Annotated in this window: 11 protein-coding genes; all 11 read left to right on the forward strand. The window is 40.4% G+C overall.

The genetic code is table 11. The annotated features are described in order from the left end of the window. The first annotated feature begins 42 nt into the window (after positions 1 to 42). The 11 genes from ACK8HY_RS17375 (at position 43) to ACK8HY_RS17425 (ending at position 25444) form a co-directional block, all read left to right on the forward strand. Positions 43 to 2409: an ABC transporter permease gene (locus tag ACK8HY_RS17375; protein ID WP_416134326.1), complete on the forward strand. Its 2367-nt coding sequence runs from the start codon at positions 43 to 45 to the stop codon at positions 2407 to 2409. 101 nt (positions 2410 to 2510) lie between these two features. Beyond that, positions 2511 to 3194: an ABC transporter ATP-binding protein gene (locus tag ACK8HY_RS17380; protein ID WP_077438031.1), complete on the forward strand. Its 684-nt coding sequence runs from the start codon at positions 2511 to 2513 to the stop codon at positions 3192 to 3194. 105 nt (positions 3195 to 3299) lie between these two features. Further along, on the forward strand, positions 3300 to 5717 hold the full coding sequence (locus tag ACK8HY_RS17385; protein ID WP_416134327.1) for an ABC transporter permease: 2418 nt from the start codon (positions 3300 to 3302) through the stop codon (positions 5715 to 5717). 135 nt (positions 5718 to 5852) lie between these two features. After that, a complete protein-coding gene (locus ACK8HY_RS17390) occupies positions 5853 to 8228 on the forward strand; it encodes an ABC transporter permease (protein ID WP_416134328.1) in 2376 nt (791 codons plus the stop codon). Positions 8229 to 8243: 15 nt separating this feature from the next. Then, positions 8244 to 10661: an ABC transporter permease gene (locus ACK8HY_RS17395; RefSeq protein ID WP_416134329.1), complete on the forward strand. Its 2418-nt coding sequence runs from the start codon at positions 8244 to 8246 to the stop codon at positions 10659 to 10661. Between the two features lie 57 nt (positions 10662 to 10718). Further along, complete coding sequence (locus tag ACK8HY_RS17400; protein WP_416134330.1) at positions 10719 to 13121, forward strand: ABC transporter permease; 2403 nt, start codon at positions 10719 to 10721, stop codon at positions 13119 to 13121. Positions 13122 to 13158: 37 nt separating this feature from the next. Beyond that, positions 13159 to 15567 (forward strand): ABC transporter permease, encoded by a 2409-nt coding sequence (locus ACK8HY_RS17405; protein ID WP_416134331.1) that lies wholly within the window; start codon positions 13159 to 13161, stop codon positions 15565 to 15567. Positions 15568 to 15625: 58 nt separating this feature from the next. Beyond that, a complete protein-coding gene (locus tag ACK8HY_RS17410; RefSeq protein WP_416134332.1) occupies positions 15626 to 18007 on the forward strand; it encodes an ABC transporter permease in 2382 nt (793 codons plus the stop codon). A gap of 84 nt (positions 18008 to 18091) precedes the next feature. Beyond that, positions 18092 to 20452 carry an ABC transporter permease gene (locus ACK8HY_RS17415; RefSeq protein WP_416134333.1) on the forward strand — a complete coding sequence of 787 codons (2361 nt, stop codon included), beginning with the start codon at positions 18092 to 18094 and terminating at the stop codon, positions 20450 to 20452. Between the two features lie 214 nt (positions 20453 to 20666). Continuing rightward, positions 20667 to 23057, forward strand: coding sequence for an ABC transporter permease (locus ACK8HY_RS17420; RefSeq protein WP_416134334.1), 2391 nt, complete (start codon positions 20667 to 20669; stop codon positions 23055 to 23057). A 23-nt stretch (positions 23058 to 23080) separates the two neighbouring features. Further along, positions 23081 to 25444: an ABC transporter permease gene (locus ACK8HY_RS17425; RefSeq protein ID WP_416134335.1), complete on the forward strand. Its 2364-nt coding sequence runs from the start codon at positions 23081 to 23083 to the stop codon at positions 25442 to 25444. Position 25445 lies beyond the last annotated feature (1 nt).

Below are 25445 nucleotides of genomic sequence, written 5' to 3' on the forward strand. Positions count from 1 at the left end.
TAACCAAATCTGAATAAACAACAGCAATTACGCAATACCACGATGATAAAGAACTTTATAAAAACAGCCTTTCGTAACCTTTGGAAAACCAAAGGGTACAGCTTTCTCAATATTTTTGGGTTAGCGATCGGCATTGCAGCAGCATCCTTGATCTTTTTATGGGTAGAAAATCAGTTAAGCTATAATGATAACTTCCCCAACAAAAAGGATCTCTATATCGTCAAGTCAAAACAGACCTATGATGGTGCAACCTTTGTGTTCGAATCAACCCCCGGCCCCCTGGCGCAAAATATAGCGAAAGAGATTCCGGGCATTAAACATGCCGTACGCATGACATGGATTAGCCCAATGTTATTCTCTGTTGGTGATAACAATTTATTTCAGAATGGACTATATGCTGATGCGACCGTTGCCGACGTGCTTTCGCTGGAATTTATGGAGGGGGATCGTAAAACCGCATTTGACAAAGTAGATAACATCATTTTATCAGAATCCGGCGCGAAAAAATTATTTGGCAGTCAACCCGCCCTAGGTAAGACAGTAAAGACTGATAACAAAGAACTTTACATCGTATCAGCCATTACAAAAGACCTCCCTAAAAACAGCAGTTATAATTTTCAATGGTTAATTCCCTTCAAAAAATTTGAGTCTAGCCAAGACTGGCTGACCAGATGGGACAATAATGGTATCCAGACGTTGATTCAGGTTGAAGACAATGCAAACGTTGATCAAATCAACAAACAGCTCATGAACTATGTCAAAAATAGAACCAATGGTGAGGTTACTTTTTCACAAAATTTCCTCTATCCAATGGAAAGATGGGTTACACATAACCGTTTTGATAACAGTGGAAATGAAATAGAAGGAAGTTTAAAAAATATTCGTCTGTTCAGCATTATTGCTTGGATCGTTTTGCTGATTGCCTGTATCAATTTTATGAATCTTGCTACCGCCAGATCCGAAAAAAGGGCAAAAGAAGTCGGTATGCGCAAAGTTGTTGGTGCAAGTCGTCAATCGTTGATTGGACAATTTCTCGCAGAATCATTGGTCCTAGCTTCTATTTCCTCATTAGTTGCTATTTTATTGGTCTATATTTGTATTCGGCCATTTAATACCATGATTGGCCAAGACCTTCAGGTCGATTTATTCAAACCGATACATCTTGCCTTTGTCATCACAATTACTTTAATATGCGGGCTATTTGCAGGAAGTTATCCCGCATTCTTTCTGTCTGCTTTCAAGCCACTATCGACTATCAAAGGAGCGAAGCAGAAAGCTGGCACCGGAAGTCTTATCCGCAAGGGATTGGTTGTACTACAGTATACCGCATCAGTTGTACTGATCATTTGTACGATTATCATTTATCAGCAGATACAACATAATAAAAATAGAGACATTGGCTTTGACAAGAGTCAGGTATTGACCACCACACTGCAAGGTGATATGGCCAAACATCTTCCCCTGATCAAAAACCAGCTCCTAGCAACAGGATTGGTGGAGCAGGTTGGTGTCAGTGATGTGAGTATTCTCAACATTTACAACAATACCTCTGGTTTCAATTGGGAAGGAAAAGATCCAAACAAGAGTATTCTGATCGGAATGCTACGTGCAGATGAAGGCTTAATACCGGCATTAGATCTTAAAATGTTTGATGGAAGAAACTTCCACGCCAACTTACTGGGTGACAGCACATCGGTTCTTATTAATGAAACCCTTGCTAAATTAATCCGGAAAGACGGCCATGTAGTGGGTAGTATCCTTAATTACGGCGAAGAGAATTACACGATTGCCGGAGTTGTCAAAAATTTTGTTTATAACAACGTATATGCCGATCCAGATCCCATGTTATTTATACCTCTGGTCAGAGAAACCGGCCTATTGAATATCCGTACAAAAGCAGGGATTGACCTGCCGCAGGCTATTCAACAAATTGAAAAGATTATTGTAAAAAATAATCCCGGATTTCCTTTCGATTACAAATTTTTGGATGAAACCTTCAACAGCAAATTTCAGGCTGAACTGTTTATACAGCAGTTATCCAGTGTATTTGCGGTTATATCCATTATTATTTCATGCTTAGGCCTATTTGGTTTGGCTGCCTTTGCGACAGAACAACGTGCCAAAGAGATCAGTATACGCAAAGTCCTTGGTGCTTCCGTTTCTGGTCTTATTCAGATGCTCAATCGCGAATTTATTATCCTGATAGGTATCTCCTGTATCATTGCATTCCCGATTGCCTGGGTTTTCATGCACAAATGGCTCGCAGACTATGCACACCATGTTAACATCTCCTGGACGGTCTTTGTGCTGAGTGGTCTATCTGCCATAATAATAGCCCTGTTAACGATTAGCTCACAGGCTTTTAAAGCCGCAATAGCCAACCCGACGAAGACACTCCGAGACGAATAAAAAGAAAAATAAACAATTTAAAAGAATAGAATTAAACAGAATAATAACCGCCTAAAGCGATTGCCGAGGGCCCAAAACATAAAACCATGAGCGCAAAAAATATGATTAAAATAACCAATCTTCAAAAGTATTACCGCACGGAAGAAGTAGAGACTGTCGCATTGAACAATCTGAATATTCACGTAAAAGAAGGTGAATTTGTTGCCGTGATGGGTCCATCTGGTTGTGGCAAATCAACTTTACTGAATATAATCGGACTATTGGATGATCTGGATGAAGGGAGCTATTTATTCAACGATATCGAGGTGGCTAAATTCAAAGAACGTGGTCGGTCAGATCTTCGCAAACATAATATCGGGTTTGTATTCCAGAGTTTCAACTTGATCGATGAACTTACTGTATTTGAAAACGTGGAACTTCCTCTTGTCTATACCAATGTCCCAGCAGCCGAACGTAAGAAACGAGTTGAAGAAGTACTGGAGAAAGTGCAAATCATGCACCGCCGCAACCACTTTCCCCAACAGCTTTCCGGAGGACAGCAACAGCGTGTGGCCGTTGCCCGTGCTGTCGTCAATAATCCCAAATTAATTCTTGCCGATGAGCCTACCGGTAACCTGGATTCCAACAATGGTAATGAAGTGATGCAACTCTTAACCGAACTGAACGAAGCTGGTACAACCATCGTGATGGTTACCCACAGTGAACATGACGCCAAATTTTCGGATCGTATCATCCGCATGCTGGATGGTCAGGTTATTATGGAAACGACATCATTAGGATCCTAGCCAGGGCCAGCTGATCCTTTTAAGGGTAAGGAATGTTCTTAAAAATCTAAAAGCGCTTACCCATGAAGGGCCGAGAGCTATTAAACGAGTTTAAAGTATAAAACGATGAAAGGCATAAAATTAATTTTGAGACAATGGGGACGTAACCGTCTGTTTACCTTTCTTAATATCATCGGTCTAGCGATCGGGATCAGCGCAAGCTGGATTGTATTTCGGATTGTCAATTACGAATTCAGTTTTAACCAGAATCATCCCGACAAGGAACGGATTTACAAGCTTTACTCGGCATTTAAGGAAGGTGAAAATATCCATCGTTTTGATGGGACCCCCTACCCTCTTGGTGCTTATCTCGGTGCTAATCTAAAGAAAGATCTGACCGGACTGGAAGTGGTTGCACCTATTGCTAACCGATCATTTGAAAGCATCAAGGTAAAGCGTTCTAACAACGAAACGCTGGAATTCAATGAGCAGGATAAAATTGTTTCCGCCACCGCCGACTATTTTAAACTCGTTCCCTATAAATGGATCGTTGGTAATCCAAATACGGCGCTCAAAAACAACAATGAAACCATCCTGACGGCCTCCCGTGCAAAACAATATTTCCCCGATGCAGATCCAAAATCTCTTCTTGGCAAAACAATACAATACGATGATCAGCTTCTTACATTAACCGGTATTGTCGCCGACTTAGACTATCCGAGCAGTTTTGTCAGTAAAGAATTTATCCGTGTAAAACCCAATCCCCAGGAAGCAGACAATTGGGAGAATTCAAGTTCAAATTTCCATGTTTACATTAAATTAACTGAAAATGGGATGCCTTCGCAAGTAATTAAACTAGCTACCAAGAAGTTTCAGGAGATGGCTGGCGAAGAATTTAAGCAGTACAATATAACGGCCGGTTATGAGTTAGCACCACTGACGGACTTGCATTTCAATAAATTCATCTTGAACGGAAGTGACAAGCAGGTGTTGTTCGGATTGATAGGTATAGCCGTATTTCTCCTTATACTGGCAAGTATCAATTACATCAACCTGACCACCGCCCGTGTTCCGGCCCGGGCTCGGGAAATCGGTATTCGGAAAACATTGGGCGAACAACCCAGACACTTGACACTATCCTTTATCAAAGAAACCTTTTTTACCTGTTTATTTGGGTTATTATTCTCCTGGCCCTTGGTCAAAATATTCGAACTTACCTTTAGTACATATCTTCCGGAAAATATAAACGCTTATTCAGATAGTCTATCTGTCTTTATCTTTCTATTGGGACTTATTATCCTATTGACATTAATTTCCAGTCTGTATCCAGCTTATCTCATCAATAAAGTACATGTCGTAGAGGCCATCAAAATCCATGCAACAGATAAAATTTCGTTTGGTGGTATTTCGCTCAGAAAGATCCTCATTGTCTTTCAATTTGTAATCGCACAAGCTTTTGTCGTACTGACAGTGATCATGGGTTTACAGCTCCAGCATGCTTTAGACAGCGATGTTGGTTTTCAGGATGATGCTGTTATTACACTCAAACTGCCGTATAAAAAAGCAGAAGATTCGGGTAAAAGTCCATTTCTGTTGAAAGAACTTCTTCAAAAATATCCTGAAATTGATCAGATTTCGCTAGGCCACCTCCCCATGAATAACGACCAATGGGGAAATAATATCGTTATGCAGAGCGATACCGGTCAGATCTTGGTTAATATGCCTTTTAAATATATTGAAGAGAACTATTTGGATGTATTTAAAATGAAATTACTGGCCGGCCGGGCTCTCAAACTCTCGGATACAACTTCAGGAATACTGATCAATCAAAAGGCCATTAGTAAATTTGGATTTAAATCCCCAGCTGAAGCTGTCGGAGCAATTGTTACCGTAAGCGATCGTCCAACGACAATTGTCGGTGTACTGGCTGATTTCCACAACTTTAATCTCCATGCGCCATTAGAACCCCTTGCCATGCAAATATCAACTGATAAGGGCACGCTGCAGAATATAAATATCAAATTAAATGGAGATCCTAAAAAATGGCATCAGGCAATTGCATCCATCAAGACTGAATGGGAAAACGTATATCCAAATGCACCTTTTACCTACCAATTTTATAACGAGCGGATCAAGGAACTCTATGAGAAAGATTATCGCTTTTATAAAATAATCAATCTGTCAACGTCAATTACCATTTTATTAAGCTGCCTGGGATTGATTGGTTTAGTGACATTAACTACGCACCAGCGAACAAAGGAGATCGGGATCCGAAAAATTTTGGGCAGCACGGTCAGTGGCATCGTGCTACTGCTCTCAAAAGATTATATCAAACTAATTCTTATCTCGATCCTAATCGCTACACCGATTGCCTGGCTGGCGATTGATAAATGGCTCACAGACTTTGCGTTTAAAATAGAACTCAGCTGGTGGATGTTTATTATTCCGGCGATAGCAACTATCGGCGTAGCATTTTTAGCCATGGGCTATCAATCCCTCAGTGCTGCCCGTGCAAATCCAGTAGACAGTTTAAGAGATGAATAAAGAAGCTCAATAGTGATCAAGGAAAATGATGGGATTCAGTAATGTTCCCATCACAATCCATGTTTTTGAAGAACGAACCGCAAGAGAATACACAGAACACAGCAAAATTGACCAACACTACAAAAACCTAACCATATGATAAAGAATTATTTAATAACAGCCATCAGAGAATTAAGGAAAAAGAAGTTCTATACCGTTATCAATATCTTAGGGTTGTCGGTCAGTCTTACTGCCTCGATATTAATTATTCTCTGGGTACAGGATGAACAAAGTTTTGATAAATTCCATCCAGACTATGAACGTATATATACAGTCAATTCTCACTTAGATCCCGAACACAACGGTTCTATATGGGGATCTTCCCCAGGTCCTATTGGAAATTATGCACAAAATGTACCTGAGGTTGATTACGCAACGCGTGTTTCACGGGACTACAATACAACATTGGTCAATGACAAGTTGAAACGTCCCGTAACGGATATGAACATCTATTATGTTGACGGCAATTTTTTCAACATGTTTCATTTTCCACTGCAAGAAGGCTCTCTTGCAGGTTTTCAGGCTAATTACAAGCAGGCACTTATCACTGCATCAACAGCCGAAAAACTTTTTAGCAATCAGCAGGCTATCGGAAAGACTTTTCGTTACCAAAAAGATCTCTTTACTGTGTCCGGTATCCTACAAGATCTCCCCCAAAACTCCTCCATGCAGTTCGATGTCGTTATTCCATTAGGATATCATGCACAGCGATTTACAAACTGGGGGGGTAATGGAAAATGGAAAACAATCGATGAAGATCTGGGAAACTACAGCTTTTCAACCTATGTTAAAGTCAAACCCAACGCTTCTGCAGCACTTATCGGAAAATCTATCACAGACTCCTATACCAAAGCCCGTGACGGCGAAAATTCGACTGTATTTGTTTTAGACCCGTTAAAAACCATGCATCTAATTGCGCCCGACAGAAATAAATCTACACTTCGCATGGTGCAGATTTTTGGGATCATAGCGGTATTGCTGCTGGTCATCGGTGCAGTAAATTATGTCAATCTGAGCACCGCAAGGGCATTGGATCGGGCGAAAGATGTTGGTATCAGAAAGATTATTGGTGCCAACCGTCTCCACTTATTCTTACAATTCATCACGGAAACGGTTATTGTATTTCTTTGTTCGTTAGTGATCGCTTTTATCCTGATTCTGATCCTTCATACAGGATATAATCAGATTGCGCAAAAATCAATCAGCTTTTCTTTCCGTAATACGGCAATATGGCTGTATATTGGGGCTGCAATTTTGGGAACACTCGCGCTATCCAGTATATATCCCGCAATTCAACTGTCCTCATTCAATCCAATTCAATCCATAAAAGGGAAATCAGTAAAAGGTGTTTCATCTAATACAATGCGTAAAATATTAGTGGTCTTCCAGTTTACCCTTTCCGTGACGTTAATTGTGTGTACACTTGTCATCCGAAACCAATTGGCTTTTATCCAAAAGATCAACCTGGGCTATGACAGAGATCATGTCATAACCCTTGGTCTTCCAGAGGAAGCCTATAAGCATATAGATGCAATACGGACCGAACTCAAAAACAACAACGCCATACAAGCTGTCTCCTTATCCGGTGTTTACAACATGACCGACTTCGGAAATGCCACTGGGGATATAGATTGGCAAGGTAAATCTAAAGACAACAAACTGATTGTAGCTCAGGCGACCATTGATAAGGATTTTATTCCACTGATGAACATACAATTTCTCGAAGGGAAAAATTTTACTGGTATGCCAGCCGATTCTTCTGGCTATATCATCAACGAAACATTGGCTAAACAGATGGGCTTAAAACCACCCTATGTGGGATCCAACATGAGTTTTCATGATATCCCGGGACAAATCATCGGAGTGGTAAAAGACTTCCACTTCAAATCCATCAAAGATAAGATTGGTCCAATGGTCTTTTGGACACGTTGGGGAGCGGGCACTTTATATGTAAAAACAAGTACGACAAAAGCTCCTGAAGCCATTAAGGCTTTAGAAAAGATCTATAATCGCTATCCTTCCGATGCTCCATTTAATTATACATTCATTGATCAGCAATTTGACAATTTATATAAATCGGAACACCGGACAGGACTACTATTCAACATTTTTGCAGGTATTGCGATTTTTATATCCGCTTTGGGCTTATTTGCACTAGCAACTCACGAAGCACAAATGCGCATAAAAGAAATTGGAATCCGCAAGGTCCTCGGAGCAAGCACCTTTGGTGTCGTAAGACTATTGGGCAAAAATTTCGTGATACTCGTTTCTATTGCCATTTTGATTGCCTGTCCCATTGCGGTCTATTTGATGAATAAATGGTTAAGCAATTTTGCCTATAAAACAGATTTGGACATACAGACCTTCATCTTCGGCAGCATTCTGGCCTTGCTGATTGCCATTACCACAGTCAGCTATCAGGCTATTCGCGCGGCCTTGAGTAATCCTGTCGATAGCTTAAGGGACGAATAATTAACACGATAAACTATGATACAAAATTATATTAAAATAGCCTGGCGCAATATACTAAAGAATAGAGGTTATGCCACCATAAATATTGTAGGCCTCGCCGTCGGCTTGGCTTGCTGTTTATTAATTGTTATTTATGTACAGCATGAACTTTCCTACGATAAATATCATGTCAACAAAGACCGTATTTTCCGCGTCGTACATGACTATAAAGAAGTCGGCAGCACAGAACAGCATCAGATCTGGGGGAATGCTCCAGTTGGAGAAGCCCTGAAATCCGACTTCCCGGAGATAGAGAAGATCGTTCAATTCTCTGGGCAAACGTCCATCCTACTCAAACAAGGGGAAAATAGATTCCAGGAAGAAAATGTATTTTTCATGGATTCTACAGCATTCGATGTATTCAGCTGGAAAATGTTGGCTGGTAATCCACATACAGCATTAAAAAATGCATATTCTGTTGTATTGACAGAAAGCACAGCAAAAAAATATTTCGGTGACCAGAACCCGATCGGCAAAACCATTGAAGGGGGATTAGCAGCAGGTCGGGCTGATGCAGGTCTGTATACCGTAACAGCTGTAATGGAAGATGTTCCTGCCAACTCACATTTTACCTTCGATGCGCTATTATCTATGAGTACCTTCCGGAAAGCAAGACCCGGTGTCTTCGGGAAAGAAGGTTGGGACTATGTAGATTTTTACACTTACTTCTTAACATCGAAAGAATTTGATCCTACAAAATTCAGTCAGAAGATACCTGATTTTCTCAAACGTAATGTCCCGGTACAAGTAAACGCCAATTCAAAATACAGTTTCCATCTCGAGCCCATGCTTCAGGCATATATGCACTCCACTGCGGATCGCCAACCGGGAACAACAGGTAGCTTTCAAAATCTGTACATTTTCGCGATTATCGGTGGATTCATCCTGCTGATTGCCTGTGTTAACTTTATGAATCTTGCGACTTCCAGATCCATGGAGCGCGCCAAGGAAGTCGGTGTACGAAAAGCCATTGGGGCCAATAAAAGCAATCTGATACTACAGTTTATGTCCGAGTCGCTGGTACTCGTATTTATCAGTAGTATATTGGCTATCGCTTTGGTCCTTGCATTTCTTCCTTTTATGGAAGTTTTTTCAGGTAAACAGTTTGGCTATTCGACCCTCCTTAACGGCACCACCTGGACGATTTTCTTTTTGGTAACACTTATAACCGGGTTATTAGCCGCCAGCTACCCCGCTTTGATCCTCGCAAATTTTAAACCGATTAAAGTTCTTAAAGGAACATTTAGCAACAGTAAAGGCGGTACATTATTACGTCGGGCTCTCGTTGTCTTTCAATTCTGTCTTTCCATTGCATTGATCGCAGGCACCGTGATTGTATTCTCGCAATTGAATCAACTACAACAGCAGGATCTTGGATTTCAAAAAGCACAACGTCTAATCATCGACTATAATTTTGATGAGAAAGTCAACAACAATTTAGAGGCAATCAAAAATACCCTCGCAAAAGATAAAGATGTACTGTCGGTGACAGCTTCACGCACCGTACCGGGAGCATTTTTTCCAAATGCTGGAACAGAGATTATGTCTACAGATGGCAAAATGACCAATTTCGCGCCTTCACTATATGAAGTAGATATAGACTTTATCCCCAATATGGACATCAAGATGGCAGCAGGAAGAGCTTACTCACGCGATTTCCCAGCAGATAGTGCCCATTCACTTGTGATCAACGAATCGGCAGCCAAATTATGGGGCTATTCAAATCCACAGGATATCATCGGAAAACAATTTAGACAGTGGGGCAAAGAAGGCACGGTCATCGGCGTTGTAAAAGATTTCAATTACCTGTCCCTACATCGCAAAATTGAACCATTGACGCTACGACTTGAGCCAAGTAGCAGCCGTTATCTGGCTGTGAATCTACAAAAAGTAAATCAGCAAACAATCGCACGAATTAGCAAATTATGGGCAGAACTTGCCCCTCACCGTCCCTTTCTGTATAGCTTCTTGGACGATAATTTTAACCGTCAATACGAAGCCGATTTTAACTTCCGGAGACTCTTTACGGCATTTTCTAGTCTTGCCCTTTTCATTGCTTGTCTGGGTTTACTTGGATTGGTGACCTATACGGCGCAACAGCGTACCAAAGAAATCGGGGTCCGCAAAGTTCTTGGTGCTTCCATATACAATTTAGTGCTGCTACTCTCTTCTGATTTTATCAGATTATTAGTCATCGCGCTCTGTATCGCTACACCATTATCATGGATAGCAATGAACAAGTGGCTGGATAATTTCGCCTATCATATTGAGCCAAAATGGTGGATGTTTGCTTTTGCTGGATTTTCAGCTGTTCTCATCGCCCTGATCACCGTTAGCTTCCAAACGTTAAAAGCCGCTAAAGCCAATCCGGTAGATAGTCTGAGAGACGAATAAATAGTATACAAGCAAGAATAAACTTAATATATCAGCACGACACAAATAGATACAATCATGATCAAGAACTACATAAAAACAGCCTGGCGGAGTATTCGGGCCAACCGATTTTTCAGCATCCTTAATATTAGCGGATTGGCGATTGGCATCTGCATATCCCTGCTGCTATTTGCTTTTATCCGTCAGGAACTGAGTTTTGATACCATGTATCCAAAAGCTGATAATATCTATCGTTTGCACATGCAGTTGTCGGCAGAATACAATCGGGAGAAAATGATTAACCTGCCAAATGCAGTGGGTCCGGCCCTCAAATCAGATATTGCGCAGGTCGATAATATGGTACGGCTGGTAAAAGATGGCTTTGGCGCTACCGCTTCGATACGTGCCGGAGCGGAAAATTTCAATGAGAAACAATTGTACCTAGCCGATTCAACCCTGTTTTCCATCTTTGATTTCCAATTTATAGAAGGGAATGTTCGTACAGCATTTCTAAACAAAAAAAGTATTGTCCTTTCCCAATCAACAAAAGAAAAACTGTTTGGTAAGAGTGAAGCATTGGGAAAACTCATTTCCGTTAACCAAAGAGATACCGTACAGGTAACCGGCGTATTCAAAGATCTTCCCGCCAATAGCACCCTGGACTGTAATATGGTCATGAATATTATGGATTCCTGGATGGGGCAAAATGTCCATTGGAGCAATGCAAGCTATGAGACGTATATATTACTAAAAAAAGGATCCGATCCAGCTGCTGTTGCTCAACAAGCGACAAAGTTGATTGACAAATACGTAGAAAAAGACCATCAATATTATACTCAATTTTTCCTGCAACCACTGCTAAAGGTGCATCTTTACTCATCGAATCTTGGAGAGGGAGTTACCAAACGTATAGGAAACATTGACAGCATTCGAACACTATCTGTCCTTGCTTTTCTTGTCATCGCGATTGCCTGTATCAATTACATGAATCTGGCGACCGCAAAATCACAGAAGAATGCCAAAGAAGTGGGTGTAAACAAGGTGCTTGGAGCTACTAGGAGCCAACTGATTGTCCGCTTTTTTGTGGAAACCGCAACGATCAGTCTATTTGCAATGACATTAGGCGTGGTATTGGCCATTCTTTTGATCCCGCTATTTAATAACATCGGCAGCACAAACATTACTATTCAACAACTCCTGAACTGGGATATGCTAGGGATATTGGCGTTATCCTGGTTTATGATTACGTTTTTTGCGGGCAGCTACCCAGCCTTATTCTTATCGAAAATAAAATCGATCGCATTGATGAATAAGGGCTACAATAAACAAGGGAAAACAGTCCTGATCAGACAAATATTGGTGGTATGCCAATTTACCATTTCGATTATATTGATCATCGGCATCTCCGTGATGCTCACCCAGATGAATTTTATTCGAAATAAAGACCTGGGCTATCAACCTGAACATGTGGTCTCGGTCCCCATCCGTTCTTTCCGAAGCCTGGAAAAGCTCAACACACTCAATCAACAGGTCCAAAGCTTATCAAATACGTTGTCCACCACATTCGCACAGTCCGTACCCGGAAGTAACGAAAGCGGAAAAACAACTTATAAACTCAGCACAGATAAACAGGGTTTACCGACACTGAGCTGTGTTACTTATGGAAATACAGTAAATACACTTGGATTAAAATTGCTTGCCGGAACAGATTTACCTGATATATGGGGACGTACAGACTCTACCTGCTATGTACTGATCAACGAGAAAGTACTGAAATACTTAGGCTATAAATCTCCGCAAGAAGCCATTGGGAAGCATATTATCACTGAGATGAGTCCAACCAACTCGATCATCACCGGTGTCGTTCAGGATTTTAATTATACAAACCTTAAATCCGAAATCGGAGGTTACAGCTACTACACCATGAATGATCCCTCAGAATCACCACGCAACTTATTGATCCGTTATAAAACCACAGATGTTCAAGGATATATCGACCAAATAAAGAAGATATATACGACTGTCGCTCCTGAAGCTGCATTCGATTTTTCGTTTTTAGATCAACATGTCCAAAGCCAATATGAAAATGAAATCCGCTCATCCAATATCATGAGCATGTTTTCATTTCTTACACTTTTTATAGCCTGTCTCGGTCTGTTGGGACTAGCAGCCTATACCACCGAAGCCCGAAGCAAAGAAATCGGTATCCGCAAAGTTCTGGGAGCCAGTGTTCCGGGTATAATTCATTTACTGTCATCAAATTATATCAAACTGATTTTGCTTGCTTTTCTTATTGCTGGACCGATCGCTTATTATCTCTTTAATAATTGGTTAAATGATTTTGTGTATCATATTGAGATGCCTTGGTGGGCATACCTGATTGCGATATTAATAGTAACACTGGTCGCATTTATCACTATAGGATTTCAGACGTTTAAAGCCGCGCTATTGAATCCGGTAAATAGTTTAAGGGACGAATAGATCTTCACCTGGTTGAATCATTAAAACTAAAACGACAATGATTGGAAACTCACTAAAAACAGCTTATCGTTTTTTAAAAAAACACAAGTTGATTACATGTATCAATGTCATGAGCTTAGCCATCGGCATCACAGCGACATTAGTCATCTTTTTGATGATTCAATACGACTATAGTTTCGATAAACATGTTCCAGACAGGGAACAGGTTTACCGTATTGTTAGTGACGGTGACATTAAAAACGCGGGGGTATACATGCCTTTAGTACGAACTATGGAAGAAGAGCTACCAAACCTCGACGCCATAGCTCCCGTTTATCGAAGTCATGTTCAAAAATTGAAAATCACGACTCCTAGCAACAAAGCTCAAGTTTTTCCAAAAGAGCAACGTATTGTACTGACCAATAGTCAATATTTCAATATTTTACCACGCAAATGGTTATCCGGAAATCCACTTAGCCTCAATACAGCAGGCCATATCGTACTCACAGAAAAAACACTGGAAAAATTTTATGGAAATGAGTCTCCTGCCAATGTTATTGGCAAAACCATTGTTTATGCAGACAGTATTCCGCTCCAGGTCGTCGGCGTGGTCGAAAATGCACAACAGCACTCTGGCTTCAATTTTGACAGTTTTATCTCCGAAAAAACAATTCCCCAGAACAATAGTTTGAAGGAGATGTTTAATTGGGAAGCCTGGAACAGCATCTCTGACTCCCATCAGGTTTTGATCAAAACCAAACCCGGTACCCGACCAAACGCGGTAGAAAGTAATATTGCAAACCTATTAAAAAAGTATAAATTTAAAAATGGCGAGAAAATTACTGATCACCTGCTGTTACAACCGCTATCAGATGTCCATTTTAATACGACTTTCAATTATGAAGCTACTAAGCCTGAAACACTACGAAATCTGATCCTGTTGGCATTTTTCCTTTTGGCCTTAGGCGCGGTTAACTTTATCAATTTATCTACCGCGCAATCCATCGAACGGGCAAAAGAAGTGGGCATCCGCAAGACACTGGGAAGTTCAAAATCCACTTTAATTAAACAATTTTTGTTGGAGACTTTCCTGATCACACTTGCAGCCACTGTACTGGCGGTTCTACTGTTCCCCCTTTTTCTACAAGTCTTCGAAGGATTTATTCCTAGAAACTTAAACCTGGATTTATTGGATAAAAAATTGATTATAATGTTCCTATTGGCGCAGCTTTTTTTTGTCACGCTACTGGCAGGTTTTTATCCTGCTTGGGTATTGACGGGATATGCACCTGTATTAGCGCTCAAAAATCAGCTGGGGAAAAACACCAATCTTTCCAGAAGTGCATGGATACGTAAAGCATTGACCATTTTCCAATTTGTGATGGCCCAGGCCTTTTTAATCTGCGTATTAATTGTGATTCGGCAAATCAATTACCTATCCCATAAGGATATGGGATTTCAACGTGATGCCATCATCAATATCGATATCCCCGGTGCCTTTCAGAACTCGGACAAAGGACTATTCCTCAAAAATGAGCTTTTAAAACTTCCCGAAGTAAAAAAAATAAGCTTTGGAAATATTGCCCCGGCAATGAATGGTTATATGACAACTTCAATAGTTTACGATCAGTCTTCGGACAAAAAATCCTTAACTTTTGATAACCGCTCAGGCGATGAAAACTATTTGGATGTTTATAATATTCCACTTCTGGCAGGAAGAAATATTCGTTTACTGGACTCTACAAGAGAAATACTAATCAATAGAAAAGGTTTAGAATTACTAGGTATCCAAAAACCGCAGGATGCAATTGGCAAAACCTTCGAAAATGGAGCATCTAAGATTGTCGGTGTTATGGAAAATTTTGACATTGCTTCGGCGCGCCAAGCTGTCAAGCCTGTATTGTACATCGGAAGTAAGACAGGTTATGTGCTTCATATTGCTTTGGACCAAAAACATCCAGAAAACTGGAAAAAGGCAATCGACAAGATCACGGCCACCTACAAATCTACGTTTCCTGACGACGAGATCGACCTTCGCTTTGTAGATGAAATTGTCCAAAAATTCTATAACCAAGAAAAACGACTTTCCAAATTGTTGTCCTGGGCCGTCGGGCTGTCCGTATTTATTGCTGGGTTAGGCTTATTTGGGCTGACCATATTTACGGCTAATCAAAGAACAAAAGAAATTGGTATACGTAAAGTTTTAGGAGCTTCAATAGTGCAGATTACTTTTTTATTGCTCAAGAATTTACTTTCCCTGGTGGCAATAGCCTGTTTGATTGCATTCCCGATAGCATATTACTTTATGTCACATTGGCTAAATGATTTCGCCTATCGCACCACTATGGAACCATGGATTTTTGGGTTGTCTGCCCTCAGCCTGATAGCATTCGCCAGTTTCGTGCTCTCAACCAAAAGTATTATGGCTGCAAAAGCAAATCCAGTAGATAGCCTAAGGGACGAATAGATCAGCTACTGGTGGCGAGAATGGTATACAGTTAAATTTGAATCTAATATAGGTCACAATGATAAAGAATTTCATCAAAACCGCTTGGCGCAGTATTTTTTCCAACAAATTCTATAGCGCTATCAATATCCTCGGGTTGACCGCTGGACTAGTTGTGGGAATCTTCCTATTACTATGGATAAAGGATGAATTGTCCTATGATCGTTTTCACAAGAATCAAGGATCTATCTACAAAATTGGGATTGAGGGCGGGACAGGGATCTCAAAACGCATATTTGGATCTATCATTGCCCCAGTTGGAAGTTTCGCAAAGAAAGAAATCCCTGAGGTGCAGGATGCGGTACGTATCTTCAGGATCGGTGATGCCACCATCAAGTATAAGGACAAACGTTTTACAGAAAAGAATTTCGCCTTTGTGGACCCCAGCTATTTTAGTGTTTTTGACTTCCCGCTTATTCAGGGGAACCAAAGGCAGCCTTTTCCCGATAACAATTCCGTTGTTCTTACCGAAACTACCGCCCGTCGGTATTTTGGTGATGAAAATCCAATCGGCAAAACGGTGGTATTGGGAATAGAAGACCTGTGTACAGTTAGCGGAGTTATCCCCGACTATCCCGAAAATTCTTCCTTTCAATTTCAGGTACTCCTCCCCCTTTCACGGTTCAACGAGCAGGCTTACATCAAAAACAAAACCACCTACGACAATAAAACCTATCTGTCATCAATGGATGAAGATTGGTCCAGTTTCGCCTTTGGGACCTACCTGCAATTAAGACCCGACGCGAATCCTGCTGTGGTGGCTCAGAAATTACAAATGATACATGAACGTAATAAACCCGAAGATGCCCCCGTTCCTTACATTACACAGGAATTGGCCAAAATGCACCTTTATCAGATGGATGGTAGCGATGGCGGTATTGGCACGGTACATATTTTTATCGGGATCGCTCTGATCATCCTTGTCATAGCCAGCATCAATTACATCAATCTCTCTACCGCGCGATCTTTATCCAGATCCAAAGAGGTTGGCATCCGTAAAATTATCGGCGCCGGAAGAAAAGAACTCTTTTTTCAATTTATACTGGAAACGACTCTTCTTTTCACGATGGCCGCGACTTTAGCCATCTGCCTTGTTTTTATCCTTCTCCCCCTTTTTAACAGTTTCTCTGGCAAACAAATTTCCCTGCAACTATTTAGCACCGAACTATGGGGCTACATTTTAATGATGTTGATAGGTACCTTACTGCTGACCAGCATTTATCCTGCATTATTGCTTTCAAAATTTGATCCGATCAATGTATTAAAAGGTAGATTCGGAATGAAGAAATCAAATTTCAGAAAGATATTGGTGGTCTTACAGTTTACAGTATCCATTGTTCTCATCGCGATGACGATCGTTATCGGTCGACAATTGGAATATATACGCAACAAGAACCTAGGCTACGAAAAGAGCAATATTATCTCGGTAGCGATGGCACCAAAAATGGCGCAGCATTTTGATGCCGTCAAAAGTGATCTCCTGAAAAATAAAGGTGTAAGCGATGTCATTCGACTTGGCCGCGATATGGTATACGGTGGAGCATCTACTGGCGATAATGATTGGGATGGAAAACCCAGCAATTCAAATCTGTGGTTCAGCATGACGTATTCGGATCAATCAGCGCTTGATTTTTTCAAGATAAAGCTAACACAGGGAAAAAACTTTACCGGCTCACTGGCAGATTCTACACATTTTCTCGTCAATGAAACTGCCGTTCGCGAGATGGGATTGAAAAATCCAATTGGTAGCCGCTTACGGATCCGAACAGTTTCTGGAACCATTATTGGCGTGGTCAAAGACTTTAATTATGCTAGTGTACGTCAAAAGATCGAACCCATGGTTTTTCAATTTAGTCCAAAAGATTGCCAGCAACTTTATGTCAAAACAACCCCTGCTGGGACCGAATCAGCATTACATGCCCTCCAACAAATCTGGAAAAGCTACTATGACGATATGCCGATCAACTATAGCTTTCTGGATGAAAGTTATCAAAAGCAGTATATGAGCGAGCAAAAACAAGGAACATTGTTTAACTTCTTTGCCGTCATAGCGATACTGATTTCTTGCCTGGGACTTCTTGGATTATGCACCTATACTGCACAACTGAAAACCAAGGAAATTGGCATCAGGAAAGTTCTCGGCGCAACGGTCTTCCATATTATGCAGATGCTGAATAAAGAATTTTTGCTTTTGATCCTTATCGCTAATATTATCGCACTTCCGATTGCACTATACTTCACTTCGAATTGGCTCGATGGATTTGCTTTTAGAACAACAGTGCCGATAACAATATTTTTCTCTGCCGGGCTACTAACGATTATCATTGCCCTCTTTACCGTTAGCTTTCAATCCATCAAAGCAGCGATCGCGAACCCCGTCAAGAGTCTAAAAGACGAATAGCTTTTATGCATAAAAAATCGCCCCAAATATATTGAACAATTAATCAGCATACGGAAATAACAAACATAACCATCAAGCACCGCCATGATTAAATTATTTTTGAAAACTGCTTTACGCAATCTTAAACGAAACCCCTTACATACGAAAATCAATATTCTTGGATTGTCGTTGGGATTTACGGTTGCTTTGGTGAGCACCCTGTGGATCTTAAAACAATTTTCCTTCAACCGCAATCATGAGAATTATGACGATATTTATCAGGTCATGTTAACAGGTACATTCAATAATGAAAAATCTACTGGCCATTCGACTCCTATACCCCTAGCAAAGGTTATTGCATCTGATTTCACCAATGAGATGCAGCATATCACATTAATAACAAATGAAAGTAATAACCTTAAAGTCGGGAACAAGAAGCTCAATGCTGAGGGCTTTTATGCCATGGGCGAATTTTCTGAATTATTTTCGTTAAAACCAATACAGGGAGATATTTCAACCCCAACTGCTGCCTCTACCATTATTATCTCAGAATCATTAGCGCAACGACTATTTGGCTCCAATAATATTGTTGGAAAAACGATTCAATTCAATGGAAGAGAACAATATAGCATACAGGGTATCTTTGAGGACATTCCAGAAAACAGTACTTTTCAAGGATTAGAATATATCCTACCCTTTGTAGATTATCTTCATAAAAACGAAGGTATAGACCAAAAGTGGTCGCACTGTTATTTTCGCACATTCGGACAAATCGAGAACCCACAAAACATCCCTGGGCTTGAACGTAAATTGACCAATATCTTTAGAACAAACCTTACCGATATAAACCCCGAGATTCTTTTGCATCCTATGTCCAAATGGCATCTCTATGATGCATTCAAAAATGGTAAAAATGCAGGCGGACAAATTCAATATGTATGGATGTTTGCCTGGATCAGTATTTTTATCCTGCTGTTGGCAAGTATAAATTTTATTAATCTCAATACAGCCCGAAGTTTAAAAAGAGGGAAAGAAATTGGAGTTTTAAAATCTGTTGGGGTCAATCGTCGACAACTGATCGCTGGTTTTCTGGTGGAGTCAACCCTAGCTGTATGTTGCGCCTTTTTGATCGCGATACTACTGGCTACCCTAATCCTTCCCTGGATTAATACCATCACTCATACGACACTCCACATCCCTTTCGCCGATTTTCGTTTTTATAGTTATTCGCTATTAGGAATACTTGTTATAGGACTTCTTGCGGGTCTATATCCTGCATTGTTCTTATCCTCGTTTAATCCGATCCTTGCACTCAAAGGAAAAGTGAGCATAAGTATGGGTAGTTTCAATGCTAGAAAAGGTATGGTTGTCCTCCAGTTTGCTATTTCCATCTTTCTGATGATTGCAACCTATTTGGTCATAAAACAATTGCATTACACAAAAGGTCGTCCGATTGGCTACAATAGTTCAAACCTAATCAACGTAAACAATAGTAGTGAATTAATTACCAAAAACTTTGAGGTCCTGAGAAAACAACTGATGGATCAACGTCTGATTCAGGACGCCTCACTCACTTCAAATTTTGTCAACCATCTCTCTTTGACCGGTGGTGGTTTTAACTGGCAGGGGAATGAAACAAAGGAAGGATCTATTATGGGAATTTTCACCATCGACGAAAACTTCGCCAAAACGGTACAATGGAACTTTTTAAAAGGGAGGAACTTCTCAAAGGATTTCAAAACTGATTCAACTGCCGTAATTATCAATGAAGCAGCGGCGAAATTTATGGGGGTTACAGATTTGACGAGCAAACAATTATCTAAAAGAGGAATCAGCTATACGATTATCGGTATTATACAGAACACCTTATCCCAATCCCCCTTCAGCGCTATCACGCCTACGGCCTATTTCCTTGATTTTCTGCCAAAAAATAAAATAACACTCAGGCTGAATGAGCAGCAAGATATTAGCCAAACGATGAAAGCAATCGCCCAACAGTTCAATCGCTTTGATCCGGATCTCATCTTTGATTACACGTTCACAGATAAAGAATATGCCAAGCAATTTGAACAAATGGAAATGATTAAAAATCTGACCAGTATATTTACCGCGCTTGCCATACTGATTTCCTGCCTTGGACTCTATGCTTTGGTATCCTTTCTAACCGAACAACGCGAAAAAGAAATTGGTATCCGCAAAGTTCTTGGCGCATCAGAAGTTGGTTTATGGATATTATTGTGCACAGAGTATGTCTGGTTGACATTGATCGGTTTTCTTATTGCTGCTCCCCTAGCCTATCTATTAATGGAAACATGGCTCGACAATTACGTTTATCGCATTTCAATTAGCTGGACCGTATTTGTCCTTACGGGATTAACTGCACTGGTCATCACCCTCCTAACGGTTAGTTATCAAGCCATTAAAGCAGCATTAGCCAATCCGGCGATCACATTACGGAACGAATAGATCTACCTGTTCGGCGACGGACAGCAGACTGTCCGTTTCCGAACATACCACGCGAGCACAACAACACAAAAACACCTAAAAATCAAAAACTTACACTTATGGCAAACGAATTGAATTAGCTATTACTATTGTGGCATGACCAGCAAAAGCCTATCTATCCAGATAAACTACTTTGCGGGTCAGACAATTATGGAAAAGTCAAAAACTCAATACGATGATTAAGAATTACCTTAAAATTGCCTGGCGGAATATCAAAAAAAATAAGGGGTTTTCCTTATTAAATATGTTTGGCTTAAGTTTGGGCATTACCTGCTTCCTGTTATTAGCAGCCTATATATTTCACGAATCAAGTTATGAACGTTTTTTTCCAAATGCCGATCGTTTAGCTTATTTCAGTCTGACCTATAAGGCTCCCAATAGTACCGAAGAGGTAAACTCCAGTGTAACGCCCACAGCACTAGCACCAACCTTGCAAGCGGAGCTTCCCGAAATCGAACAGGCAACCCGATTATATGGATACTCCAAAGCCGGAAATATAGCTTCGAAAGATGAGACGACGAAGGAAAAAAAACTGATGTACGCCGATCCTAATTTTTTTAACACCTTAAGCTATACATTTATCGAGGGCGACGCGAAACATGCGTTAACCGAACCGAATCAAATCGTACTGACAAAAAAACTAGCCGAAAAATACTTCCCAAAACAATCTGCACTGGGAAAAACCTTGGCGATAGATAAAGTCAATTGGAAAGTCTCCGGTGTCATACAAGATCTGCCAACAAATACACAGATAAATTTCACGGCCATTCTTTCCAACAAAGATTTGCCACGCTACAAGCAACCAGAATGGTCTTCAGCAAATGACATCACCATTGCGCTGTTAAAAAACAAAGACAGTTTTGGCACGATTCAACAAAAATTAGATCAGATCACCAAAGCGAAATTTGCCGAGGCAACCAAACAAGGTTATCAATTTAGCTTTTCAATTGAAAAACTAATAGATATTCATCTTCATTCCAAGGCTGCAGGTTCTGGCAACCTGGTATATATCTATATTTTGATGGCTCTAGGAGCTGCGCTTATTATCCTGACGAGCATTAACTTCACAAATCTAATATTGGCACATGCCATCGAACGCAAAAAGGAAATCGGCGTTAAGAAAGTCTTAGGCGCTGCCCGAAAAACGATTTTCTTGCAATTCTTCTTAGAGTGTAGCTTGATGGTATTGCTTTCCCTTTCTTTCGCTTTGCTGGCTACATTTCTATTATTGCCCCTATTCAGTTCGTACATGGGAAGCGAAATGCAATTAACGGTATGGACAGATCCTAGGTTCTATGCGATCCTGTTTTTATTTTTTATCGTATTGACACTAATTTCTGGTGGATGGCCCGCCTATTCCATTGCCAGCTCAAAACCAATGTCTATTTTCAAACGGAAATTGGCGGAGAAACAGAGTGGGATTTCTTTTAGCAAGGTATTGGTTACTTTCCAATTTAGCATATCCATCTTCTTTATCATCTGTACCCTATTTGCGGGACGTCAAATGCAATTTATACAATCCAAAAATACAGGACTAGACCGTACCGATATGCTGGTCATCGATGGCCAGGGATGGCAGGACAAGGAGCGGCAATTATTAAAAGATAAACTGATGCAACTCAATAGTGTTCGGGGTGTAACTGCCTCCTATGACAATCCGGTCAATATTCAAGGCGGATATAGCATTAACACTGTTGAAGGTCAACCGACTGATTTCGAAATGGATGTGACAGCAATTCCTATCGAAAAAGATTTTGTATCAGTCTTTCGTATCAAAACAGTGGCTGGGGAACCTCTTTCCGATACAGATATTTTACGTGTACGGGATACCCTATCTCCGGAATATAGTTTTGTGATCAATACACTCGCTGCATCGGCGATGGGATTTACACCACAACAGGCAGTCGGCAAAAAAATCAATTTAAACGGCCGTAAAGGCAGTATTAAACAAGTCGTTGCCAGTTTTAACTTTGCCTCACTCCACAATGAGATTAAGCCAATTGTACTTTTTCCGGAATACTATTATTTTGGTAATATCTTCATCCGTCTAAACCCAGATGCACCAATTCAGGATGCAATAGCGCAAGTGAAATCTGTTGTGAAAGATATTGATGCGAAAAATAAATTTGAGTATCATTTTCTAAATGATGACTATAGTAAACTCTATTTAAAAGATCAACAGACGACAAAAGTCATGCAGCTCTTTTCGCTTATTACAATTGCCATTGCTTGCATGGGATTATTCGCACTATCCGCTTATGCTGTGCAACAGCGTGTCAAAGAAATCGGAATCCGCAAAGTATTGGGTGCTTCCGTATTCAAAATCGTCAAGATCCTCAGCGCTGACTTTATGGTACTCGTTTGTTCAGCACTTTTGATTGCCATACCATTGGGATGGTACGCCATGCATCGCTGGATGGACAATTTTGCTTATCACATTACACTGGACTGGTGGATATTTATCATCGCAGGATCAAGCGCACTGCTGGTTTCCTTTATTACAATCAGTTTTCAGACGGTAAAAGCAGCACTCACAAATCCCATTGACAGTTTAAGGGATGAATAATTTAATAAAAAAATAGAAATAACATGTTTAAAAACCATATTAAAATCGCTTGGCGGAATCTTTGGAAAAGTAAGAGCTATTCTATTATTAATATTATTGGACTTTCCATCGGCATGACTGCTGTATTGAATATCGGGATCTGGGTGCAAAACCAATTACAGTTTGACAATTTTTATAGCAACAAAGAAAACTTATATAAGATCTGGATTAAAAGCCAAAATGATGAGGGAAAAGTAGGTATGAATGAGATTACTTCTGGACGAGCAGCACGTGCTCTCGTGGAAGACTATCCAGAAGTTGAACATGCTGCGCGTATGTATTGGAGTACCACTAGACTGATGTCATTTGATGACAAAAAAATCAAATCCAAGGGAAATGAAGTCGATCCAGATTTTATCCGCATGTTTGATTTTAAACTCCTCAAAGGAAATGTTGATCAAGCTTTACAGGAAACAAAAAATATCATTCTTACGGAAAGCTTGGCCAAAAGCATATTTGGTGATGTAGATCCATTGAATAAAACCATCATACTTGATAATAAGGAGCCTTATCAGGTTTCTGCAGTTATGCAGGATCTTCCAAATAATACAAGTTTTGATTTCACCTACCTGATCCCTTTAGCCGATGCTAGCAAATATTCACCAAATTGGAATACAATCACATTCTCAAGTTACGTACAATTAAAGGCGGGAACTAATATTGACGCTTTTAATAAAAAGCTTGTGAACATAATTGAGAAAAAATCCAACAACGAGTTAAAAGGGTCTCTGTTCTTATATCCAATATCCAAAATGCACCTGTATTCAAAATTTGAACAGGGTATTCCAGTTGGTGGAAAAATTGATCAGGTTAAACTTGTTGCGGGAATTGGTTTATTAATTTTATTGATAGCCTGTATCAATTTTATCAATCTCAGTACAGCGCGCAGCCAAAAAAGGGCAAAAGAGGTCGCTATACGAAAAGTTGTCGGGGCACAGCGTTTCAACCTCATTGTACAATTTCTGACAGAATCCCTATTATTGGCGATAATCTCAGGGACACTTGCGATCACATGGACATTACTGACGCTTCCCCTATTCAATAAGATTTTTGATAAGCCGTTGGTTCTTGGATTGTCAGATCCAGCAATCTGGTTTTCGTTGATCGGGTTTATTTTTCTAACAGGTATCCTGGCGGGACTATATCCTGCATTTGTAATATCGGCCTTCAAACCAATAAAATCGTTAAAGATATTCGGACAATCAAAAAAAATCCCCTTGAATTTCCGTGAGGTATTGGTCATTTTTCAATTCGGTATTGCCATCATACTTATTATTGCCACGATTATCGTCCGCAGGCAAATTGAATATGCGGGGCAGCGTGATGTTGGCTATAACATTTCCCAATTGATAGAGATTGGCATGGAAGGCGATATGGGCAAAAATTACGAAGCGATCAAGTCCGAACTGCTCAACAATAGAGTAGCTACTGCTGTCACACGTACCGGATCATCAATCACTAGCTTTGCTGGAAGTGCTTTTGGGGGGTTCTCCTGGACTGGCTCAACACCCGAACAGGAGAAAAAAATGGGCTTTGATCTAGGAAGAGCAGAAAATGGCTTTGTCAAAACTCTCGGATTAAAACTCACCGCCGGTCGTGATATCGATTATCCAAGATTAGCTACCGATAGCGCTGCAGCATTGCTGAACGAAGCCGCTATCAAAGAAATGAAACTGGAAAATCCTATTGGAAGCTTTCTAAAATGGGGAGACAATACCTATACAATCGTTGGTGTAATCAACGACTACATCAGCGGTTCTCCGTATAGTCCCGTAAAGCCTATGTTTATTTATGCCAACAAGAAATCCTTGTACAATTTAATTATCCGGACAAATCCGACTTCTCCCATCCAGGATCAGCTAACTCAGATCGAACAGATCATTAAAAAATTCAATCCTGCTTATCCCTTCGAATATCAATTTGTCGATCAAAAATTTGCGGGTAAATTTAAAGATCAGCAACAGACAGCTCAACTGGCATTCATCTTTTCGGGGCTGGCGATTTTCATATCTTGCTTAGGCTTATTTGGTTTGGCATCTTATATTGCAGAACTCAGAACCAAAGAAATTGGTATACGCAAGGTACTCGGTGCTTCTGTTAGTGGCATTACAGCCATGCTCTCCAAAGATTTTATCAAATTAGTGATTGTTTCCATTTTGCTAGCCTCTCCTATTGCATGGTGGGCAATGAATAAATGGTTGCAGGATTTCTCCTATCGAATTGAAATACAATGGTGGATTTTCGTGTTGGCAGGTGCTGCAGCCCTTTTGGTCGCCTTCGTGACAGTAAGTTCACAAGCCATTAGAGCAGCAAATCACAATCCGGTCAAAACATTAAGGGATGAATAAT

Source organism: Sphingobacterium sp. NGMCC 1.201703 (assembly GCF_047784615.1).
Taxonomy (GTDB): domain Bacteria; phylum Bacteroidota; class Bacteroidia; order Sphingobacteriales; family Sphingobacteriaceae; genus Sphingobacterium.

Excerpts from the sequence above, each read along its gene's own strand:
- ACK8HY_RS17375 (WP_416134326.1), top strand. The coding sequence starts at position 43 with ATGATAAAGAACTTTATAAAAACAGCCTTTCGTAACCTTTGGAAAACC.
- ACK8HY_RS17380 (WP_077438031.1), top strand. The coding sequence starts at position 2,511 with ATGATTAAAATAACCAATCTTCAAAAGTATTACCGCACGGAAGAAGTA.
- ACK8HY_RS17385 (WP_416134327.1), top strand. The coding sequence starts at position 3,300 with ATGAAAGGCATAAAATTAATTTTGAGACAATGGGGACGTAACCGTCTG.
- ACK8HY_RS17390 (WP_416134328.1), top strand. The coding sequence starts at position 5,853 with ATGATAAAGAATTATTTAATAACAGCCATCAGAGAATTAAGGAAAAAG.
- ACK8HY_RS17395 (WP_416134329.1), top strand. The coding sequence starts at position 8,244 with ATGATACAAAATTATATTAAAATAGCCTGGCGCAATATACTAAAGAAT.
- ACK8HY_RS17400 (WP_416134330.1), top strand. The coding sequence starts at position 10,719 with ATGATCAAGAACTACATAAAAACAGCCTGGCGGAGTATTCGGGCCAAC.
- ACK8HY_RS17405 (WP_416134331.1), top strand. The coding sequence starts at position 13,159 with ATGATTGGAAACTCACTAAAAACAGCTTATCGTTTTTTAAAAAAACAC.
- ACK8HY_RS17410 (WP_416134332.1), top strand. The coding sequence starts at position 15,626 with ATGATAAAGAATTTCATCAAAACCGCTTGGCGCAGTATTTTTTCCAAC.
- ACK8HY_RS17415 (WP_416134333.1), top strand. The coding sequence starts at position 18,092 with ATGATTAAATTATTTTTGAAAACTGCTTTACGCAATCTTAAACGAAAC.
- ACK8HY_RS17420 (WP_416134334.1), top strand. The coding sequence starts at position 20,667 with ATGATTAAGAATTACCTTAAAATTGCCTGGCGGAATATCAAAAAAAAT.
- ACK8HY_RS17425 (WP_416134335.1), top strand. The coding sequence starts at position 23,081 with ATGTTTAAAAACCATATTAAAATCGCTTGGCGGAATCTTTGGAAAAGT.